Origin of the sequence: Streptomyces sp. NBC_00310 (genome assembly GCF_036208085.1) — a bacterium.
GTDB lineage: Bacteria > Actinomycetota > Actinomycetes > Streptomycetales > Streptomycetaceae > Streptomyces.
Window position 1 is genome coordinate 9,818,043 of sequence record NZ_CP130714.1, and the last position, 19,599, is coordinate 9,837,641.

At 67.6% G+C, this 19,599-nt stretch carries 15 protein-coding genes; 9 read left to right on the forward strand and 6 right to left on the reverse strand.

What is annotated here, in order from left to right; genetic code table 11:
* Positions 1-39: 39 nt before the first annotated feature.
* Entirely contained in the window at positions 40-1,002 is a 963-nt protein-coding gene (locus OG202_RS42840) for an electron transfer flavoprotein subunit alpha/FixB family protein (RefSeq protein ID WP_326574322.1), read from the reverse strand.
* A 104-nt stretch (positions 1,003-1,106) separates the two neighbouring features.
* A complete protein-coding gene (locus tag OG202_RS42845) occupies positions 1,107-1,904 on the reverse strand; it encodes an electron transfer flavoprotein subunit beta/FixA family protein (RefSeq protein ID WP_327726619.1) in 798 nt (265 codons plus the stop codon).
* Positions 1,905-2,108: 204 nt separating this feature from the next.
* On the opposite strand from OG202_RS42845, the gene OG202_RS42850 reads away from it, so the two are divergent.
* The gene (locus OG202_RS42850; protein ID WP_328224501.1) at positions 2,109-3,641 is read left to right on the forward strand and encodes a Re/Si-specific NAD(P)(+) transhydrogenase subunit alpha; all 1,533 of its coding nucleotides are present in this window, start codon (positions 2,109-2,111) and stop codon (positions 3,639-3,641) included.
* 6 nt (positions 3,642-3,647) lie between these two features.
* Positions 3,648-5,066 (forward strand): Re/Si-specific NAD(P)(+) transhydrogenase subunit beta, encoded by a 1,419-nt coding sequence (gene pntB, locus OG202_RS42855; RefSeq protein WP_327726617.1) that lies wholly within the window; start codon positions 3,648-3,650, stop codon positions 5,064-5,066.
* A 941-nt stretch (positions 5,067-6,007) separates the two neighbouring features.
* Here the strand turns inward: pntB and OG202_RS42860 are convergent.
* Entirely contained in the window at positions 6,008-6,835 is an 828-nt protein-coding gene (locus tag OG202_RS42860) for an HpcH/HpaI aldolase/citrate lyase family protein (protein WP_327726616.1), read from the reverse strand.
* Positions 6,832-7,437, reverse strand: a complete 606-nt coding sequence (locus tag OG202_RS42865) for a hypothetical protein (protein WP_328224502.1) — start codon at positions 7,435-7,437, stop codon at positions 6,832-6,834. Before OG202_RS42865 ends, OG202_RS42860 begins: the two co-directional genes overlap by 4 nt.
* Before the next feature lie 535 nt (positions 7,438-7,972).
* Between OG202_RS42865 and OG202_RS42870 the strand changes: the two genes are divergently transcribed.
* The 7 genes from OG202_RS42870 to OG202_RS42900 all read left to right on the forward strand — a co-directional run bounded on the left by OG202_RS42870 (position 7,973) and on the right by OG202_RS42900 (position 17,749).
* The gene (locus OG202_RS42870; protein WP_328224503.1) at positions 7,973-9,220 is read left to right on the forward strand and encodes a CoA transferase; all 1,248 of its coding nucleotides are present in this window, start codon (positions 7,973-7,975) and stop codon (positions 9,218-9,220) included.
* A gap of 779 nt (positions 9,221-9,999) precedes the next feature.
* On the forward strand, positions 10,000-11,091 hold the full coding sequence (locus OG202_RS42875) for an ABC transporter permease (protein ID WP_326585513.1): 1,092 nt from the start codon (positions 10,000-10,002) through the stop codon (positions 11,089-11,091).
* Between the two features lie 59 nt (positions 11,092-11,150).
* Positions 11,151-12,431, forward strand: a complete 1,281-nt coding sequence (locus OG202_RS42880; protein ID WP_328224504.1) for a substrate-binding domain-containing protein — start codon at positions 11,151-11,153, stop codon at positions 12,429-12,431.
* Positions 12,432-12,534: 103 nt separating this feature from the next.
* On the forward strand, positions 12,535-15,072 hold the full coding sequence (locus OG202_RS42885) for an ATP-binding cassette domain-containing protein (RefSeq protein ID WP_327750268.1): 2,538 nt from the start codon (positions 12,535-12,537) through the stop codon (positions 15,070-15,072).
* 31 nt (positions 15,073-15,103) lie between these two features.
* On the forward strand, positions 15,104-16,024 hold the full coding sequence (locus OG202_RS42890; protein WP_326574313.1) for an SMP-30/gluconolactonase/LRE family protein: 921 nt from the start codon (positions 15,104-15,106) through the stop codon (positions 16,022-16,024).
* 511 nt (positions 16,025-16,535) lie between these two features.
* The gene (locus OG202_RS42895; RefSeq protein ID WP_326574312.1) at positions 16,536-17,255 is read left to right on the forward strand and encodes a DUF6152 family protein; all 720 of its coding nucleotides are present in this window, start codon (positions 16,536-16,538) and stop codon (positions 17,253-17,255) included.
* Entirely contained in the window at positions 17,252-17,749 is a 498-nt protein-coding gene (locus OG202_RS42900) for a hypothetical protein (RefSeq protein ID WP_328224505.1), read from the forward strand. The genes OG202_RS42895 and OG202_RS42900 overlap by 4 nt, the downstream gene beginning before the upstream one ends.
* Positions 17,750-17,942: 193 nt before the next feature.
* On the opposite strand, the gene OG202_RS42905 is transcribed toward OG202_RS42900, so the two are convergent.
* The gene (locus OG202_RS42905) at positions 17,943-18,338 is read right to left on the reverse strand and encodes a hypothetical protein (protein WP_328224506.1); all 396 of its coding nucleotides are present in this window, start codon (positions 18,336-18,338) and stop codon (positions 17,943-17,945) included.
* 230 nt (positions 18,339-18,568) lie between these two features.
* Positions 18,569-19,339, reverse strand: a complete 771-nt coding sequence (locus OG202_RS42910) for an IclR family transcriptional regulator (RefSeq protein ID WP_328224507.1) — start codon at positions 19,337-19,339, stop codon at positions 18,569-18,571.
* Between the last annotated feature and the right edge of the window lie 260 nt (positions 19,340-19,599).

Consider the following 19,599-nt stretch of genomic DNA (forward strand, 5'->3'; position numbering starts at 1 on the left):
CAAGGGTGACTGTGGCGCCGAGCCGGGAATACGCACGTCTCAGCCCTTGCGGGTGTTGATCTCCTCGGTGAGCTGGGGGACGACGTCGAAGAGGTCGCCGACGACGCCGTAGTCGACCAGGTCGAAGATGGGGGCCTCGGCGTCCTTGTTGACGGCCACGATCGTCTTGGAGGTCTGCATGCCGGCGCGGTGCTGGATGGCGCCGGAGATGCCGTTGGCGATGTACAGCTGCGGGGAGACACTCTTGCCGGTCTGGCCGACCTGGTTGGTGTGCGGGTACCAGCCCGCGTCCACCGCGGCGCGGGAGGCGCCGACGGCGGCGCCGAGGGAGTCGGCGAGGGCCTCGATGAGTCCGAAGTTCTCGGTGCCGTTGACGCCACGGCCGCCGGAGACCACGATCGCGGCCTCCGTCAGCTCCGGGCGCCCGGTCGACTCGCGCGGGGTACGCGCGGTGACCTTGGTGCCGGTGGCCAGCGCACCGAACGTCACGGCCAGCGCCTCGACCGTACCGGCGGCCGGGGCGGCCTCCACGGCGGCGGAGTTGGGCTTGACGGTGATGACCGGGGTGCCCTTGGAGACACGGGTCCTGGTGGTGAAGGAGGCGGCGAACACCGACTGCGTGGCCACCGGACCGGAGTCACCGGCCTCCAGGTCGACGGCGTCGGTGATGATGCCGGAACCGATGCGCAGCGCCAGACGGGCGGCGATCTCCTTGCCCTCGGCGGAGGACGGGACGAGGACGGCGGCCGGGGACACGGCCTCGACGGCGGCCTGCAGCGCGTCGACCTTCGGCACGACCAGGTAGTCGGCGTACTCGGCGGCCTCGTGGGTGAGAACCCGGGTCGCGCCGTGCTCGGCGAGGGCGGCGGCGGTGCCGGCGGCGCCGGCACCGAGCGCGACGGCGACGGGCTCGCCGATGCGGCGGGCCAGGGTCAGCAGCTCCAGGGTGGGCTTGCGGACGGCACCGTCCACGTGGTCGACGTAGACGAGAACTTCAGCCATGGGATTGCTCTCCTGCGGATTGCGAAGGCCTAAAGGGGGGCGGGGCGGGGCGGTGAAGGGTCGGGCCTCGGCCGGACCCACGGGTCGCGGCGGGCCACAGGGCCTTAGATGAACTTCTGGCCCGCGAGGAACTCGGCGAGCTGCTTGCCGCCCTCGCCCTCGTCCTTGACGATCGTGCCGGCGGTACGCGCCGGGCGCGCGGCCGCGGAGTCGACAGCCGTCCAGGCACCCTCCAGACCGACCTCGTCCGCCTCGATGTCGAGGTCGGACAGGTCCCAGGCCTGCACCGGCTTCTTCTTCGCCGCCATGATGCCCTTGAAGGACGGGTAACGCGCCTCACCCGACTGGTCGGTGACCGACACCACCGCCGGCAGCGACGCTTCAAGCTGCTCGGAGGCGGTGTCACCGTCACGACGGCCCTTCACCACCCCGTCCTCGACGGACACCTCGGACAGCAGCGTCACCTGCGGAACCCCCAGACGCTCCGCGACCAGCGCCGGAACCACACCCATCGTGCCGTCCGTCGACGCCATACCGGAGATCACCAGGTCAAAGCCGGCCTTCTCGATCGCCTTCGCCAGCACCAGCGACGTACCGATCGCGTCGGTGCCGTGCAGGTCGTCGTCCTCCACGTGGATCGCCTTGTCCGCGCCCATCGACAACGCCTTGCGCAGCGCGTCCTTGGCGTCCTCCGGACCCACCGTCAGCACGGTGATCTCGGCGTCGCCTCCTTCCCGTTGGCACTCCTCCGCGATCTGCAGCGCCTGCTCCACCGCGTACTCGTCCAGCTCGGAGAGCAGACCGTCCACGTCGTCACGGTCGACGGTCAGGTCATCGGCGAAGTGCCGGTCGCCAGTGGCGTCGGGCACGTACTTCACAGTGACAACGATCCTCAAGCTCAATGCATGCCCCTTCACAAACGATCTCTACAGTCGTGCTCTTTATTGACAATGCGAGAAGAGTATGACATTTAAATCCTAGTCAGATCAATACTGACTGCTCTCGAAGCACCCCTACGGACCGACGCATCGGCCATGGCTGGGCGGCTCACGCCAACGCCCGTGGATGCCTCGACACCGGGCGTGCCGGACGTAAAGGAGGACGCCGTGCTCATCGGTGTGGTGAAGGAGTCCAAACCGGGCGAGACGAGGGTCGCGACCACGCCGACGACCGCCGCGCAACTGCTGAAGCTCGGCTATGACGTGGTGGTCGAACCGGGTGCGGGTGAGGCATCCAGCTTTCCCGACGACGCGTATGTCGAGGCGGGCGCCACCATCGGTGATGCCCTGGCGGCCGACATCGTGTTCGGGGTGAACCCGCCGTCGGTAGACCAGTTGGACGAGCTGCGCGAAGGCGCCACGCTCGTCAGCCAGTTGGGGCTGACGGGGGAGCCCGACCGGGTGGAGGACCTGGCCGGGCGGCCGATCACCGTGCTCGCCATGGACGCCGTACCGCGGATCTCACGTGCCCAGTCTCTGGATGTGCTGTCCTCAATGGCCAACATCGCCGGCTACCGGGCCGTGGTCGAGGCGGCCCATGAGTTCGGCCGGTTCTTCACCGGCCAGGTCACGGCCGCGGGCAAGGTGCCTCCGGCCAAGGTGCTGGTCGCCGGTGCCGGTGTCGCCGGCCTCGCGGCGATCGGCACCGCCGGCAGTCTGGGCGCAGTGGTGCGTGCCACTGACCCGAGACCGGAGGTGGCCGACCAGGTCAGGTCACTCGGGGGCGAGTACCTGGCGATCGAGTCTCCCGAGGCGGCGGTCAGCGCGACCGGGTACGCCAAGGAGATGGGGGACGGCTACAAGACGCGTGAGGTGGAGCTGTACGCCACGCAGTGCCAGGACGTCGACATAGTCATCACCACCGCCCTCATCCCCGGGAGGCCGGCGCCGCGACTGATCACCGCCGAGATGGTGGCCGACATGAAGCCGGGCAGCGTGATCGTGGACATGGCCGCGTCCAACGGTGGCAACGTGGCGGGCTCCGTCGCGGGTCACAAGGTGGTGACCGACAACGGGGTGACCATCATCGGCTACACCGACCTCGTGGGCCGGCTTCCCGCCCAGGCCTCCCAGTTGTACGGCACCAACCTGGTCAACCTCATGAAGCTGCTGACGCCGGACAAGGACGGCACGCTGGTGCTGGACTTCGACGATGTCGTGCAGCGTTCGATGACCGTCGTGCGCAAGGGGGAGCTGACCTGGCCCCCGCCGCCGGTGCAGGTGTCGGCGACTCCGGCGGCGGCGCCTGCGGCGGCGACGGCGGTTCGGGGCGACAGCGCGGCTCCGCGAGTCGCCTCACCCGCCAAGCGGTTCACGGCGGTCGCGGCAGTCGGCGCACTGCTGTTCGTGACGGCCGCGTTGTCGCCGCGTGCACTGCAGGGCCATCTGACCGTCTTCGCTCTCGCGATCGTGGTCGGCTACTACGTGATCGGGCATGTGCACCATGCCCTGCACACTCCGCTGATGTCGGTGACCAACGCGATCTCCGGCGTCATCGTGGTCGGGGCGCTGCTGCAGATCGGCCACGGGGACACGGCGATCACGGCCGTCTCGTCCGTCGCGATCCTGCTCGCCGCCATCAACATCTTCGGTGGGTTCGCCGTCACCCGGCGCATGCTCGCCATGTTCTCCAGGAGCTGACCCCGCATGGCTGTCGACACCGCCGCACAGGCGGCATACATCGTCTCGGCACTGTTGTTCATTCTGGCCCTGGCGGGTCTGTCGAGGCACGAAACCGCCAAGGCCGGCAACACCTTCGGCATCGTCGGCATGGCGGTGGCGCTGATCGCGACGGTCGCGCTGGCCATCGACCAGGACCTGGAGAACTCCGGCCTCGGCCTGCTGATCGGCGCCACCGCCGTCGGCGCCCTCATCGGGCTCCGACGGGCCAAGGCGGTGGAGATGACCGGTATGCCGGAGCTGATCGCGCTCCTGCACAGCTTCGTGGGGCTGGCCGCGGTGATGGTCGGCTGGAACGGATACCTTCACGTCGAGGCGGACCTCGACGGCAGCGGAGCGCAGGCGCTGCGCGTCACGGACACCCTGGGCATCCATCATGCCGAGGTGTTCATCGGTGTGTTCATCGGCGCGGTGACGTTCACCGGTTCCGTCGTGGCCTTCCTCAAGCTGTCCGCACGGATGAAGTCCGCGCCGCTGACGCTGCCCGGCAAGAACGCCCTCAACGTCGGCGCCCTCCTCGTGTTCGCCATGTTGACCACCTGGTTCGTGATCGAGCCGAGCCTCTGGCTCCTGGTGGCGGTCACCGCGATCGCGCTGCTGCTCGGGTGGCACCTGGTGGCCTCGATCGGCGGCGGTGACATGCCGGTCGTGGTGTCCATGCTGAACAGCTACTCCGGCTGGGCCGCGGCCGCGTCGGGATTCCTCCTGGAGAACGACCTGCTGATCATCACGGGTGCTCTGGTCGGTTCCTCCGGCGCGTACCTGTCCTACATCATGTGCAAAGCGATGAACCGGTCCTTCCTCTCCGTGATCGCCGGTGGCTTCGGGATCGAGGCGGGCCCGGGTGGTGACCGGGACTTCGGGGAGCACCGGGAGATCGGTGCCGAAGGCGTCGCAGAGATACTCACCGGCGCCGACTCGGTGATCATCACCCCCGGCTACGGCATGGCGGTCGCGCAGGCGCAGCACGGTGTGGCCGAACTGACCCGCATCCTGAGGGAGAAGGGCAAGGACGTCCGCTTCGGGATCCATCCGGTCGCCGGGCGGCTCCCCGGCCACATGAATGTGTTGCTGGCCGAGGCCAGAGTGCCCTACGACATCGTGCTGGAGATGGACGAGATCAACGACGACTTCGACGGCACGTCCGTGGTGCTCGTCATCGGCGCCAACGACACCGTCAACCCGTCGGCGACGGACGACCCCGGCAGCCCGATCGCCGGTATGCCGGTGCTGCGGGTCTGGGAGGCCGACAACGTGGTGGTCTTCAAGCGGTCCATGGCCTCCGGTTACGCCGGCGTGCAGAACCCGTTGTTCTTCCGGGAGAACTCGGCGATGCTCTTCGGCGACGCCAAGGAGCGTGTGGAGGACATCCTGCGCGCACTCTGACGCAGTCGCGGCCGGCCGCTGACACAGTCTCGGCCGGCCGCGACGCGGCCTCGTCCGATATCCATCACGCTGTCTTTCCCGAGCTTCCCTCAACCCACCGCCGGGCCACCAGGGCCGGTCACGTCATGCGCCGTAGGTGCGACGACCTGGCGCCGCCCTCGTGTTCGACGAGGAATTCTTCCTCTACGTGAGTCCCGCTGTCGGAACGATGGCGGCCTTCGCGACCTACGGTGCGGGGTTGGAGTTCTTTTGGCCGTGACGACGGAGTCGCCGGGGGAGCGGCCGTCACGATGCCGCCCAATCCGCCTTCTTCACCGGCCTGTTCGGTACGCGCGTACGCTGCAGCGGTGTCTGGCTCGGCCGTGAGAGCGGGACGAAGGTGGGGGAGGCCTGACACCTATGCTCGCCACGGCCCTGCTGCCCTGGGTGAACTCTGTGGGGCGGCCGCTGGGTACATGGTGTTGACCAGTCTTGTCGGATGCACGGCCGTCTTCCTGGCCTGACCTGCCGCCGACTGCGGGCGGCTCAAGAGACCACTCCACGAGTCGAACAGGAGTGAGCCCGGGCTGAGAGCCACGGCGAGCACATGGGGGCACCGTATGACGAGGTATGGGCTGCACATTGGCGGCTATTGGGCCGGCCCCGACCCGACGGCGGCGAGTGGCTCGACACCGAGGATCCGTACTTGGGGGCGGCCCTGGGCCGGATCTCCCGCGGGAACGGCCAGGATACTTCGCTTACCGTGATCGCCGTCCGCGATCAGCGTGGTGATCGGCGGACGACGAAGCTCCGCCGAACATCTTCGTGAGGCGGTGCCAAGCGTCAAAGGGGTGGTTCCGGAGGCAGGCGGTCACCCTCAGTTACCGCCTGCCTCCGGCTCGCACCACCGCGCCCGGCGTTCCGGGCCTCGCGGTGCGGGGCGAGGCCCGGAAGCCAGTGGATCAGGGCGCGGGGTGGGAGTCGTGGGTCTGGCCCAGAAGCCGCCTGGCTCTCTCCAGGACGGGCTTGTCGATCATCCGGCCGTCGACCGCGGTGACGGAGTCCCCCGCGGCGATGACGGTGCGCGCCCACTCCAACTCGGCCTCCGACGGGGCGAATCCCCGGCCGACTGCCTCGACCTGGGCCGGGTGGATGCAGAGTTTCCCGGTGAAGCCCAGGCGGCGCGCGTGCATGACGTCCTCGTGCAGGACCTCGGCGTCCTTCACCGCGGTGGTGACCCCGTCGACCGGTGGGCAGATGCCGGCCGCGGCGGAGGCCGAGACGAGCTTGGAGCGCGCGTACGCGAGGGCGGCATGGTCGTCCCAGGCGACACCGAGCTGCCCAGCGAGGTCGACGTTGCCGAAGGCCGCACGGGCGACGCCCACCGTGGCGCACACCTCCCACGCCCGCTCCACACCCGCCGCCGTCTCGATGAGGGGAACGAGCTCGCAGCGTCCGGCGACCCGGGCGGCGACTTCCGTGAGTACGGCCGGATCATCCGCCTTGGGCACCATGACGGGGCAGCCGTGGCGGGCCGCTTCCGCCAGGTCGGACTGGAACCACGGGGTTCCCGGCGGATTGATCCGGACGACCGCGTCGTTCCCCTGAGCGAGCCAGGCGGCGGCACTGGCGCGGGCCTGCGCCTTGTCCTCAGCCGCGACGGCGTCTTCGAGGTCGATGATGACCAGGTCCGCACCAGCAGCGGCGGCCTTGGAGAAGCGGTCCGGGCGGTGTCCGGGGACGAAGAGCCAGCTACGAGCCGACGAGATGTACCTGCTGCCGATGGTCATGCGAACGTCACTTCGGCGGTGGCGTGCTGGGCCTCTCGGCCAGAGGCGATACGCAGCTCCGTCCGGCCGCCCACCGGAGTGCCGGCGGCGAGAAGGCGCTCGCCCGCGAAGGCCGGGCTGCGCAGACGATAGGACACGGATCGCACCTGTCGGGCCGGGGCGTTGCGGTGGACGAGATCCATCATGAGCAGCACCAGAAGGGGGCCGTGGACCACCAGCCCCGGATAGCCCTCCTCGTCCCGGGCGTAGGGCAGGTCGTAGTGGATGCGGTGGGCATTGGAGGTGAGCGCGCTGAAGCGGAACAGCAGGGGCGGGTCCGGCTGCAGTGAGAGCTGCCACGCGTCGTCGGCCTGGGGTTCCGCCAACGCTTCGAGCGCCGCGGGAGTGCTCCGGGTGGGGCCGCGTCCGGACCGGTAAACAATGTCCTGCTCCTCGACGAGACAGGTCCGGCCCCCCTGCTGGAACTCGTTGCGCTGGGTCACGAAGAGCAGTTCACCGGTTCTGCCGTGCTTGACCTCGACGCTCTGAACGCTGCTGACCCGCTCGGCCTTCTCACCGAGATGCAGGGGTTCGGAGACGGTGCAGCGCCCTCCGGCGAACATCCGCTGACGGTCAGGGACGGGGGGCAGGAAGTGGCCGTGAGCCGGGTGGCCGTCGGGCCCGAGATCGCGCTGGGCGGGCCAGTCCAAAAAATAGAGCCAGTGCCAAAGCGCCGGGAGAGGAGCCCCCGAGCCTGCGACCGGTTCGGGTCTGTCGAGCAGCGCCGCCAGCGCCGCGGCGGGTCCTGGGAGCAGCGGGTCCTCGCAGGTGACCGAGCCCGGCTTCCATGACTCCACGTGCGCTTGCAGAGGACTCGTACTGAGCTGCATCGGTCCGTCCTTGGGAGCGGTGGGGTGCACGCGGGCGCTGCGCCGCTGATGGGCCCGGCCCGTCGACTGACGACCTTGACATAGTTGTAAGACAATTACATGATTGTCAATAGAGGGGCGCTTGTGGGCGCACGGTGAAAATGCCCGCCCAGCCTGGAAGCAGGGCGGTTGATTCCTCTTGACCGGTTCCCTCTGGTCCAGGGTGTCCAGCGGTTCTTGTGTGCTGTGGAAGCACCTGCAGTGCGCCGTTCCGCAGAAGGGAATCACGTTGACGCCATCACCCCGGCCGCTCGGCGGCCTGCGCATCGTCGAAGGCGCTTCCTTCGTGGCCGGCCCCTCGGCGGGCCTGGCTCTTGCCCAGCTCGGGGCGGACATCATCCGGGTCGACCCTCCGGGCGGTGGAAGCGACTTCCTTCGTTGGCCGCTCTCCTCCACCGGGCACAGTCTGTTCTGGGCCGGCCTGAACAAGGGCAAGCGGTCCGTGACGATCGACCACCGTACTGAGCAGGGACGGGAACTGCTGCTCGCCCTCGCCACGGCGCCCGGAAGCGGGGCCGGGATCTTCCTGGACAACATGGTCGGCAGGCACCGGCTGACGTACGACGAACTGCGTGCTCGGCGCAAGGACGTCATCCACGTGCACCTCCAGGGCAGGAGTGACGGGTCCCCGGCCGTCGACTACACGATCAACGCGGAAGTGGGAGTACCGCAGATGACCGGCCCCCAGGGCGGGGAGCAGCCGGTCAATCACGTACTGCCCGCCTGGGACCTGCTGTCCGGAATGGTCGTGGCCTCGGGAATCCTGGCCGCTGTCCTCCATCGTGAGCGTGAGGGGCAGGGAGCCCAGCTCGAACTCGCCCTGGCGGACGTGGCGTTGGCCGGCGTCGGCAGCATGGGATGGCTGGCGGAAGCGGAGATGAGGGGCGGTCCGCGGGGCCGGCAGGGAAACCACATGTACGGCTCCTTCGGCGTGGACTTCGAGACCTCGGACGGTCGTCGGCTGATGGTGGTCGCCCTGACCGAGGGGCAATGGCGCGCACTGCGCGACGTCACCGAGACGGGTGCCGTCTTCGCCGCGCTGGAGCGGGCCCTGGGCGCGGACCTGAGCCAGGAGGGCGACAGGTATCGGCTGCGGGAGACGATCGCCGCCGTGCTGAGGCCATGGTTCGCCCAGCGGGACTTCGGCACGGTGCGCGAACTGCTGGAGCGCGCGAAGGTCCTGTGGAGTCCGTATCTGGACATGGCCGAGGCGGCTCGCGCCGCACGCGCTGACGAGACGTCGGTGGCGGCGGAGATGGACCAACCCGGGATCGGCCCTCTGCTGGCTACTGGCCGACCACTGCGGTGGGCCGGAACCGGGGCGCCTCCCGTGCCGGCTCCACGCCTCGGCGAACACACCGAGGACGTGCTGTCCGACCTCCTCGGCCTCTCGAGCGAGGAGATCGGCCGACTGCAGGACGCGGGTGTCGTCCGTGTGAGCGGCGATGGCAGCCGGCGGAGTCGACGGTCGCCCTAGCCGCGACAGCGCAGTCTGCCCGCGCGGGCGTGACCGCCCCCGGAACTCGTGCTCCGGTGGCGACGCCGGTTGGCGGTGCTGGGTCCGGCCGCAGGCCGCTCTTCTTTGGTGCGTGCCGGTAGAAGGGCGGGCCTTTGTGGTCTTCTGTCAGCCTTGATCGACACACCGGCAGTGACGGTTGTGTGGCCTGGCACGGTGAACGGAGGGCCCGTGACGGTCGTGTCAGGGGACCCTTCCTGAGTGTCCGGCCGGATTCCCTCCTCGTCGGGGCCGTACACGACGACGTCGCACCGAACGGTTCGACCGTTGCTTCCTCGGCTCTGACGACGCCGGTGTATCGGACGGTGTCGGAAGTGTTTCGATCTCCGTCATCGACGAACGCCGCGACGTCCTGACGTTCTCGATCCGGCAGACCGGCGACTGAACGCGCTTCCGAGTTGCTGTCGCCCACCGGCAGCCCCTGCCCTCGACGTGATCTTGTACAGCCGCGTCACCAACGCCCCCCGGCTGGCCGGCCACTCCGCTGGCCGCAGAGCCACCCGTGCTCGTCAGGCGCTGTTCGGACGGCCCGTGGCGGTGGGCACTCCTGCGGCAGTAGGGAACGATGCGGCGTTCGACGGTGAGGTCGAGGAAAACGCGTCCATCACGAGGTGGCAACAGACCCGAATGTCACTGCCAGGCCTCTTGACGGACAGTTGTTACGCAGCTTTGAATGCAGTCTGACATTAGCTCGCTTGGTAGAAGTTGGGCCAGGCGCTCTGCAATGAGGCGGTGTGCTGATGAAGGTAACGCGCTGGGATCTGCCGAGGGTGGCCGTGGACGCCCCCTCTGCCGATGCCGCCGCAGTGGCTGCGGCTGAGCGTGCGGGCCGGCTCACAGACTTGAAATATCGCTGGCCCGCTCGCTACCGGGCGAGCTGGGCCGCGTTCCTGATGCTCGCCGCGGTGGTGCTCTTCGCGGCACCGCGCACGCTCAGCAGCGCGTCGCTCGAAATGGTCACCGCGCTCGCCGGTGTGCTGGCGATCGCCGCGATCGGACAGATGCTGATCATCATGCTGGGTTCGATCGATCTGTCGGTCTCGGCCATCATGTCCGTGGCGGCCGGCATGATCGTCCACTACGGCGGCCCAGGGGCGAGCGTGCCGACGGTGATCGCCTTCGCGTTGGTGATCCCGGTCGTGTTCAGTGTGGTCAACGGAGTGCTCATCGCAGTTTTCCGGCTCAACGCACTGATCGTCACCCTGGCGACGTTCGGCATGATCTCCGGTGGGATCACGCTGTGGACGAGCGTGTCGCTGTCCGTCTCCGGGCAGGCGCCACAGTCCCTCCAGGACTTCGCACAGAAGACGTTCTTCGGCGTCAATGTCGTCTTCCTGTTCGCGCTGGTCGTGGCCGTGATACTCGCCGCGATCCTGACCAAGACCCGCTTCGGCCGCCGGATCGCAGCCGTCGGCGCCAATCGGCGATCGGCGCGCGCACTCGGAATCCGGGTCACCGCGGTCGAACTGTCGACGTACGCCCTCGCCGGGCTGCTCTACGGCATCGCGGGCGTGCTGCTGGCCGGGTACATAGGGACGCCGGACGTCTACGCGGGCGCACCGTACCAAATGGCCACGATCACGGCGGCGGGCATCGCGGGAGTGATCTTCAGCGGAGGGCCGGCGAGCGTCGCCAGCGTCGTGATCGCCGCAATCTTCCTCCAGTTTCTCGACCAGGCGCTCTCCCTCATGGGCCTTTCGGCCGGGGCGCGCGTGGTGATCCAAGGACTTGCCCTCGTGGTCGCCGTCGCTGCCATCACCCTTGGTCAGTACGGCGCCTCGAGCTTCAGGCGTGGCTTCAAGAAGGCCGGACGCCCCGTTGCCGGCGGCTGACCCCAAGCAGTGTCATCCGCCGCATCTCCGTTACCTGCCATGCCGATAGGAGCACATCAATGACGATGGGCAAGCAGGCCTGCGTGCGTAGTCGTAAGACCCGCCAAAGGCTCACCATCACCACAGTCGCCGCGATACTCGCGCTGACCGCCTGTTCCAGCACGACAGCGAGCAACTCCGCGAACAACGCGGGCTCGGCGGACGCGTCCGCAGGGTCCTCCGCGCCGGTCGACGAGAAGGCCGTCGCCACGACCATCACGCGCATGTTCCTGAAGGACATTCCGGTCGAAACCATGGACCCGGTCGTCCAGGAAGCCATGAAGACGGCCGCCGTCAAGTTCACGCCGAAGATGGAGTCCAAGCTCCAGGAGTGTCTGACGAAGAACGTCTGTGAGACCGGCACCGGCTCGCTCACGATCGGCTTCCCGAACGACAACATCAATCCGTGGCGGCAGACCTTCCGCGCCGAACTCACCGCCCAGGCGATCTCCTCGGGCCAGGTCTCGAGGATCATCTACAGCCTGGGTTCCGATGTCGCGAGCTACCTGGCGAACTTCAAGAGCATGATCGCCCAGAGGCCCGACATCATCGTGATGGACACGATCTGGGGAGCCGCCGTACTGCCCGTGGTGCAGCAGGCCAAGGCGGCCGGCATCACCGTCGTCCAGGTGGAGACACCGGTTCCGGACGCGGTCGCGAAGGCGGTGGACGTCTACGCGCCCGCCGACCTCTGCGGTGCCTACACCGACGGTGCGAAGCAAGTGGCCCAGATGGTCGGCAAGCCCGGCACCTACGGTCTCTACACCGGTGTTCCCGGCAACGCCAGCGCGGCGGCATGGCAGCCGTGCCTCCAGAAGGGCCTGAAGGACGCGGGCTGGCGCAAGTCGATCGAGGGCTTCACGCAGTGGACACCCCAGGGCATGACGCAGGCGGGTAATTCCCTGTACGCCTCCGGCCGGGCCCCTGAGGCGGTGGCTTACGACTACACCCTGGAATACTTCATGGCCCCGTACCTCAAGGCCGACCGTACGCCGCCGATTCTGATGTCGGACGTCGTGAACTACGCCTTCCTCAAGCAGTTCAAGCAGGCGCAGGAGGACGGCGTCAAGGCAACCGCGTTCGTCGCCAACAGCCGTGTGTGGTACGGCCGCATCGGTGTCACCGCCGGAATCATGGCCAAGCAGGGCCAGAAGGTCGACCACGAGGTGTCGATTCCGTACCCGATGGTGGACATCAGCGAGGTGATGCCGAGCTACGACCCGGCGATGCCGGCGAACGCACCGGTCCCCACCCTCTTCAATGCCAAGCAGGCGGCCGCGGTTCTTGCGGCAGGTTCGTGATTCCTGAACGACCTGGTGGTTCTGGCCGGACCGGGCGAGGCCCGGTCCGGCCAGAACCGAAGAATCGAATCAGCCAGCGGAGGAATCCTTGATGGAGAAGATCATGCCGCGTACAGACGATCTCGCCGAGGACAGGACCCCCGGCACTACGGACGTGGAGCGCAGCGTCCCCGCCGTCACCCTCACCGGGGTCACGAAGTCGTTTCCCGGCGTTCGCGCACTGTCCGACGTCGACTTCGACTGTCGCCCGGGCGAGGTCCACGCCCTGGTCGGCGAGAACGGCTCCGGGAAGTCGACCCTGATCAAGATCGCGTCGGGTGTCCTGGGCGCGGACGAGGGCACTGTCCTCATCGGCGGCGAGGAACTCGGTGCCGGCGGAGTGCAGCGGGCCCGGCGCCTGGGACTCATCACCGCCTACCAGGACACTTCACTGGTCCCCGAGCTGAGCGTGGCCGACAACATCACCCTCAGCTTCAACGCCGTCGGCGAGTCGCGGCCGCCCGACCTGGACCGGATGCTCGCCCGGTTCCACCTCCCGTTCAAGCCCACGGACCTGGTCTCCGCTCTCGGCCCGGGCGCCCGCCAACTGCTCGAAGTGGCGAGAGCGATGGCCCACCGCCCCCGCGTACTGATGCTCGACGAGCCCACCGCCGCGCTCGACATGCGCTTGGCGGAGCAGCTCAGCGATCTCATCAAGCAGGCCCGCGACGAGGGCGCCGCCATCGTGTACGTGAGCCACCGACTGGCCGAGGTCAAGCGCCTTGCCGACCGTGTCACGGTGCTGCGCGACGGCGTCATCCAGGGTACGCACGAATCGCGGGACTGGGACGTCGACGAGATCGTCGAACTCATGGTCGGCGCGCCGACCGAACTCGAGTTCCCCACGCGTACGCCGCCGTCTTCGTCGCCCGTCCGGCTGGACATCCAAGAGCTCTCCGGTCGCGGGTTCGGGCCGGTGTCGATCAACGTGCGTGCGGGCGAGATCGTCGGCGTCGCCGGGGCCGAAGGCAACGGCCAGCGAGCGCTGCTCCGCGGCGTCATCGGCATCGACCGGACCGGCGGATCCAGCAGCGTCGACGGCAAGAAGCTGCGCCGCGTCACGCCGGCGACCGCGCTCGACGCCGGCATCAGCTTCCAGAGCGGCGACCGGGCGGCCGAATCGGTCTTCGAGTCGATGTCGGTCATGGACAACGCCACGATCCAGCTGGGCCCCGATGCCGGGCCCGCCGGGTTGTCGCTCAGTCGACGGTTGCTGCCTGCCTTCCGGCAGGCGAAACGTGATCTGGGCATCGTCGCGGCGTCGCCGTATCAACCCGTCAGCGGACTGTCGGGCGGCAACCAGCAGAAGTCCGTGCTCGCCAGGCCCGCGCTGCGCCAGCCGAAGGTGCTCATCGTCGACGAGCCCACGCAGGGCGTCGACGCGCGGGCCCGTATGGACATCTACCGCGTCCTCGCGTCCGCTGCCGACGAGGGCATCGCGGTCCTTGTGAACTCCTCCGACTCGGCTGAACTCGCGGGGCTCTGCGACCGTGTGTACGTCATGTCGCGCGGACGCGTCGTCCAGGAACTCAGCGGGCCGACGACCGAGACCGAGATCGTGCGCGGCTTCGTCAGCGCGACCGATGTGGCCGAAGAGCAGGGACCCGCCCTGATCCAGGGCCAGGGACTGCTGCGGCGGCTGGTCGGCCGCGTGTCGGCGCACCTGCCCATCGCCATCCTGCTGCTGCTGATCACCATGGTCGCGCTCTACACCGGCACGCAGTCCGACGTGTTCTGGACGAAGACGAACCTGGCGAACCTGCTGATCCTCACGTTGCCGCTGGCCTTCGTCGCGATCGGTCAACAGTTCGTGATGTTCACCGGCCTGCTGGACATCTCCATAGGTTCGACGATGAGCCTGACGGTCGTCATCGTCTCCATGACGTTGCCCGACCTCGGGTTGTCATCGCTCCTCTCCACGCTGAGCCTGTTGACAGTGGAAGTCCTGGCGATCGGCCTGTTCAACGTTCTACTGATCGAAGTTCTCAAAGTGACACCGATCGTCGCGACGGTGGCGACCATGGGCATCGTTCAGGGCATCGCGATCGTCCTGCGTCCGCAACCGGACGGTGCGATCGCCCCGGAACTCGTCACACTCGTCGCTCAGGGCATCGGCTTTGTTCCGGCCGCGTTCATCATGCTGGTGGTCATCGCGGGCGTCACAGAGCTCTGGCTCCGTCGAAGCCGCGGCGGGCTCGCCCTGCGCGCTGTGGGATTCCACGGCGAATCCGCTCGTCGTGTGGGGACACGCGTCGTCCGGGTACGTGTGCTCAGCCTCATTCTCTGTGCCCTCGGCGCCGTAATCGGTGGCGTCTTCCTCGCGAGCCAGACCGGCTTGGGGTCGAACGCGGTAGGCGCCGGCTACACCCTTCCCTGCTTCGCCGCCGTGTTCCTCGGCGGAGCGGTGCTCAGCGGTGGCCGCGGCTCGTTCGTCGGCGCCATGCTCGGGGCGCTGTTCCTGGGCCTGCTGAACAACGTCACACCGCTGCTGCACATCCCGGACGCCTGGCAGCAGATCCTTTACGGGGGCATTCTGCTGGTGGCCGTCGCTGCCTACGCCTCGCTCGAGCGCGCCCGCAACCGCGGCGTCCGCACAGCCTGACAACCCAATCGGCTCGCACTGGAGAACAACGGTGACCTACGAGATCAACACACTGATCCCCAGTCGGACCTTCGTGGAGGCGCCCCGCTGGCACGAGAACCGGGTCTGGTTCTCAGAGCTGTACACATGCAGCGTCATGTCGGCCAGGGAGGACGGCTCCGACCTTCGCGTCGAGGCGACAGTCCCGGCACAGCCGTCCGGCCTGGCCTGGCTGCCCGACGGCCGACTGCTCGTCGCGTCGATGAGGGATCGCACGTTGTTGCGTCGCGAGGCCGACGGCAGCATGGTGGTGCATGCCGACCTGAGCGGACATGTCAACGGCTTTTGCAACGAAGTCATCGTCGACCGGCACGGCCGGGCTTATGTCGGCGACTTCGGATTCGACCTGGACCACCGGGCCCCGATGGCACCAGGCTCGCTTCACCGGATCGATCCGGACGGCCGGATCACCCGGGTCGCCACCGACCTCTGGTTCCCGAACGGCTGCGTCATCACCGAAGACAACGTCTTCATCGTCAACGAAACCTTCGGGAACCGCATCTCCGCCTTCGACCTGACTGACGACGGGCGGCTCGTCAATCACCGGGTGTGGGCCGAGTTCGGTCCGCTGCCCAGAACGACGGAGTTCGCCCAGGCCGAGGCGGAGTTCCTCGTGTGGCCTGACGGCATGTGCGTCGATGCCGAGGGTGCGCTGTGGATCGCCGACCTCGGTTCCGAAAAGGTCCTGCGCCTGCGCGAAGGGGGCGAGGTGATCGACGAGATCGTGCCCGGCATGATGCCCTTCTCGTCCGTCATCGGAGGGGAGGACGGCCACACCATGTTCATCTGCGCCGCACCCAACTTCGACGAGCAGGAACGCCGGAGCACGACCGAGGCGAGGATTCTGACGACGCGCGTGTCGGTGGGGATGGCAACGGGGACGATGGAGAGCCGGCCTGCTGAAGTCAGGTAGCCCGTGTCGTGCTGCTTCGCTCCGCACCAGGCGACGGCTGTCAGGGCGTGTGTCGAAAGTGGATCTTGTCCGTGAGGTGATCCTGATTCGTGGCGCATGGAGATCTCACCGACGAACAATGGGCAGTGCTGGAGTCGCTGTTGCCGAACGGACGGAAGCCCGGTCGGCCACCGATATGAAGTCGGCGACAGCTGATCAACGTCAATTCCAGCGCCTGCCGGGCTCACACCAACACACCGCCGGGGCGCGGAAAAAAGGGGACTTGCATAAGGAAAACCGCCCGACGGCGTCGCCACCGAGCCGGCCGACCACAGCCTCGGACCCTCGCACGGAGGACTGACGACCAAGCTCCTGCTGAAGGTGCCAGGTCAGTCACTGAAGGTGCCCTGGACGTACCTCTCACGGCAGGGACTCCCTGATCCTGGGAGAAAATTGACCCTCCTTCGCAGGGCGTCTGTTGAGGTTCACTGACTGCGGCACACCCCAAGCCCTCCCAAAGGATCGACTCGGTATGCACTTCATCACCATCGCCGCACCCGTGGCTCGCACCGGCGCCCGTCGCGTCAGGCTGGCGACAGCGTCTCTGGTCTCCGCGACGATGCTCATCATGTTTTCGGCGGGTGCCGCACAGGCGCACCACGGGTTCGACGACTTCGATACCGATCGCCTCTACTACATCTCGGGTACCGTCTCGCAGGTCCGCTGGGGCGAGCCGCACTCCTACTTCAACGTGACCATCGACAGCGATCTCCCCGCTGACACCCCCGAGCGCGATCTGCCTGAGGGACTGCGGGACGCCGCCGACAGCGACCCGATCAACGCCGCACCGTCCTACAGCGGTTCTCACGAGGAGCTGGAGGTCACCATCGCGCCGCCGAGCTTCACGGGGATGTGGGGCCTGGACCGCGAGCTCGAAGACGGCGAACGGATCGAAGCCGTCGGTTACGTCGGCAGGAGTCACACCGACGAGTTCCGTCCGGTCGTGTTCTGGTACGAAGAGGGGAAACCTGTCAACCAGGTGCTCAACGAGGAACTCCCGGCGACGCCGCTGCCGGTGCCGTATCCGGAGGGCGACGCACCGTCCGCCGACGCCGACCAGGATTCCCCGTCTGCCTCAGCGGACTCCGAGGGCACGTCACCGGTCGCGGTGTGGGCCACGGTCGGTGGCGTACTGGTCGCCGTCATCGCAGGTGGAGCCTTCTACCTGCGACGACGCTCGCCCCGAGCGTGATGGCGCTCGTCATGGACAACGTCTTCTCCTGGCTGGAGGACGGCTGGTTCGCCGAGGCCGTCCGTGGCACGGCCTACCTGTACCCGATGCTCGAAAGCGTCCACATCATCGGCATCGCCCTCCTCATAGGGCCGGCCGCAGCATTCGATCTTCGGCTGCTGGGGCTCGGCCGACGGGCACTGCGGGTGACGACCGCGGCCAACTACCTGCTCCGCCTGTCGCACCTCGGCTTCCTGATCGCGGCAGCCACCGGCATGGCCATGTTCCTGCCCGGCGCGAGCCTCATCGCCGACCGTGGCAGTGCTCCGTGGAAGCTCGGCCTCATCCTGCTCGCAGGTCTGAACATCCTGATCTTCCATCGACGGACCTACCGCAGCGTGGCCGACTGGGATATGGACCAGCCGACGCCTGCCGCCGCCCGGCTCGCCGCGGTCGTCTCCCTCACGTCGTGGTCGGGTGTCACGATCGCGGGAAGGCTCCTGGCCTACACCTGACCGCCACAGCGGACGGAGCCGAGTCCAGCGGACGGAGCCGAGTCGCTGGTGACCCCGTGCCAACGCTGAGTGGACTCCAGGACACCGGAGGCCGCGACCTCCGAGACCAGCAAACGAGCACGATGCGCAGGAACACGCGCGACGAAGCGCGAACTTCTCCTCGATCGCGCCTCGGCTGCCAGTCCGGGCCTGTTCAGGGTGTGACCTGGGAGCTGGTGTACATCAGAGGCGGAAGACGAGTTCGGCCTGGTCGCGCTTGGTGGTGTGCAGGTACCAGTAGACGGGGGAGATCTATCTCCTCGGGCTGGGCCGTCGGGAATCCGGGGACGGCCGACGTGCCGATCGACACGTCGATACCGACGTGGGCCGCCTGGATACCGATGCCCGCCAACTCCTTCTGCAAGTTGATCACCCAGTTGCGCAGCGCCGCCGCAGCCGCGTTGACATTGCCGACCTGCGGCACGGGGTCGATCGAGCCGGCGCCGGTGGTGTACAGCGGAGTTCCAGCTCCGGCCTCCCGCCTCGCGGCCAGCACCGCCTTGGTGGTGGTGATGGCCCCGTAGAGCTGGAACTCGATCTCGTGCTGCACATGAGACGGTTCGGTGTCGGCCGGAGTGGTCAGTACGGTGGAGTCGGATCTGCCGACCGGGGAGTATTCCAGGACGTCGATCCCGCCGACGCGAGGACGGGTTCGCCCCCGGCTGAAAGCGGCCCCGGGCCGCGGAGTACCGCGCGCGTGCTCGCCGGGTCCAGAGGAATACCCCGTCGTGCAGCACATGGCGCTGGGCGGCATCGGATCATTCCGCACCTTTGGACACATCAGCGGCGCTGGTTCTCCATCAGGCGTTCCGAAATAGTCGTTGCTGCCTGCTTGACGGCGAGCACTGCGTGCTCGACCTCGACATCGCGCCGTTCGCTCTCGTTCCAGGCGACACCCACGCTGCCCAAAGCGGTCTTCTGATCGGTGAGAATGGGTGCGGCGACGCCGTAGACGCCTGGGTTGAACTCTCCCATGGTCAAGGCGTAGCCGTCTTTCTTCATCTTCCCCAGGGTAGTGCGGAAGTCACTCCACGTGCCGCCCAGCCCTGAATTCTCAATTTCGCTCTGCTGGCGAGCGTAAATTGCTTTCAGGCGGTGATGAGGGAGATGGGCCAGGATTATCTTGGAAATTGCCCCTTGGAACAACGGGCGCCGCTGCCCACGGCTGAACCGGTTTTCAGGGCTCAGTGGAGCGCGGTATTCGTCGACACACAGGACCGAATCACGAAACGCGGTGCACAGCAGGGCCGAGTGCCCGATACGGTCCACCAAATCCTTGAGTACGCCTTGGCCCGCCAGGAGCAGGGGGTCCGTCAGACGCATCTGCAGGTCCATCTCTATGATCCGCGGGCCGAGGGTGTAGTGGCCATTGCGCACCGCCTCGAGCAGGCCCGCCTCATGTAGGGCCTTGATATAGCGATAGCCTGTCGACCTGGAGGTCTCCAGAGCCTCGATGATGGCCGTTGTGGACCAAACGGGTTCAGCTTCGCTGAACAGCTCCATGATGTGGAGCATTTTGGCCAGGCTCGCGCTGCCTTGAGTCACTGTCACCATGACATGGTATCTCACCATATGGGATATTGTGTAGAGATTCCCGGCTTGCTTGGAGCAACGGTCTCTGGGGGTGGGCGCCCCCTTCGGCAGGCGCGGTAGGCGCCCGCGCGGACCTTGTCGCCCGCGAGAGCTGCCACGCGCCCCTGAAAGGCGAGACCCTCCAGGGCGCCCGCGACCAACCGCGATCCCACCACCCGCTACACCACGGCCTCCGCCTGGCGGGAAAGACCGCTTCTGTGGCATGGACAGGTTAGAGC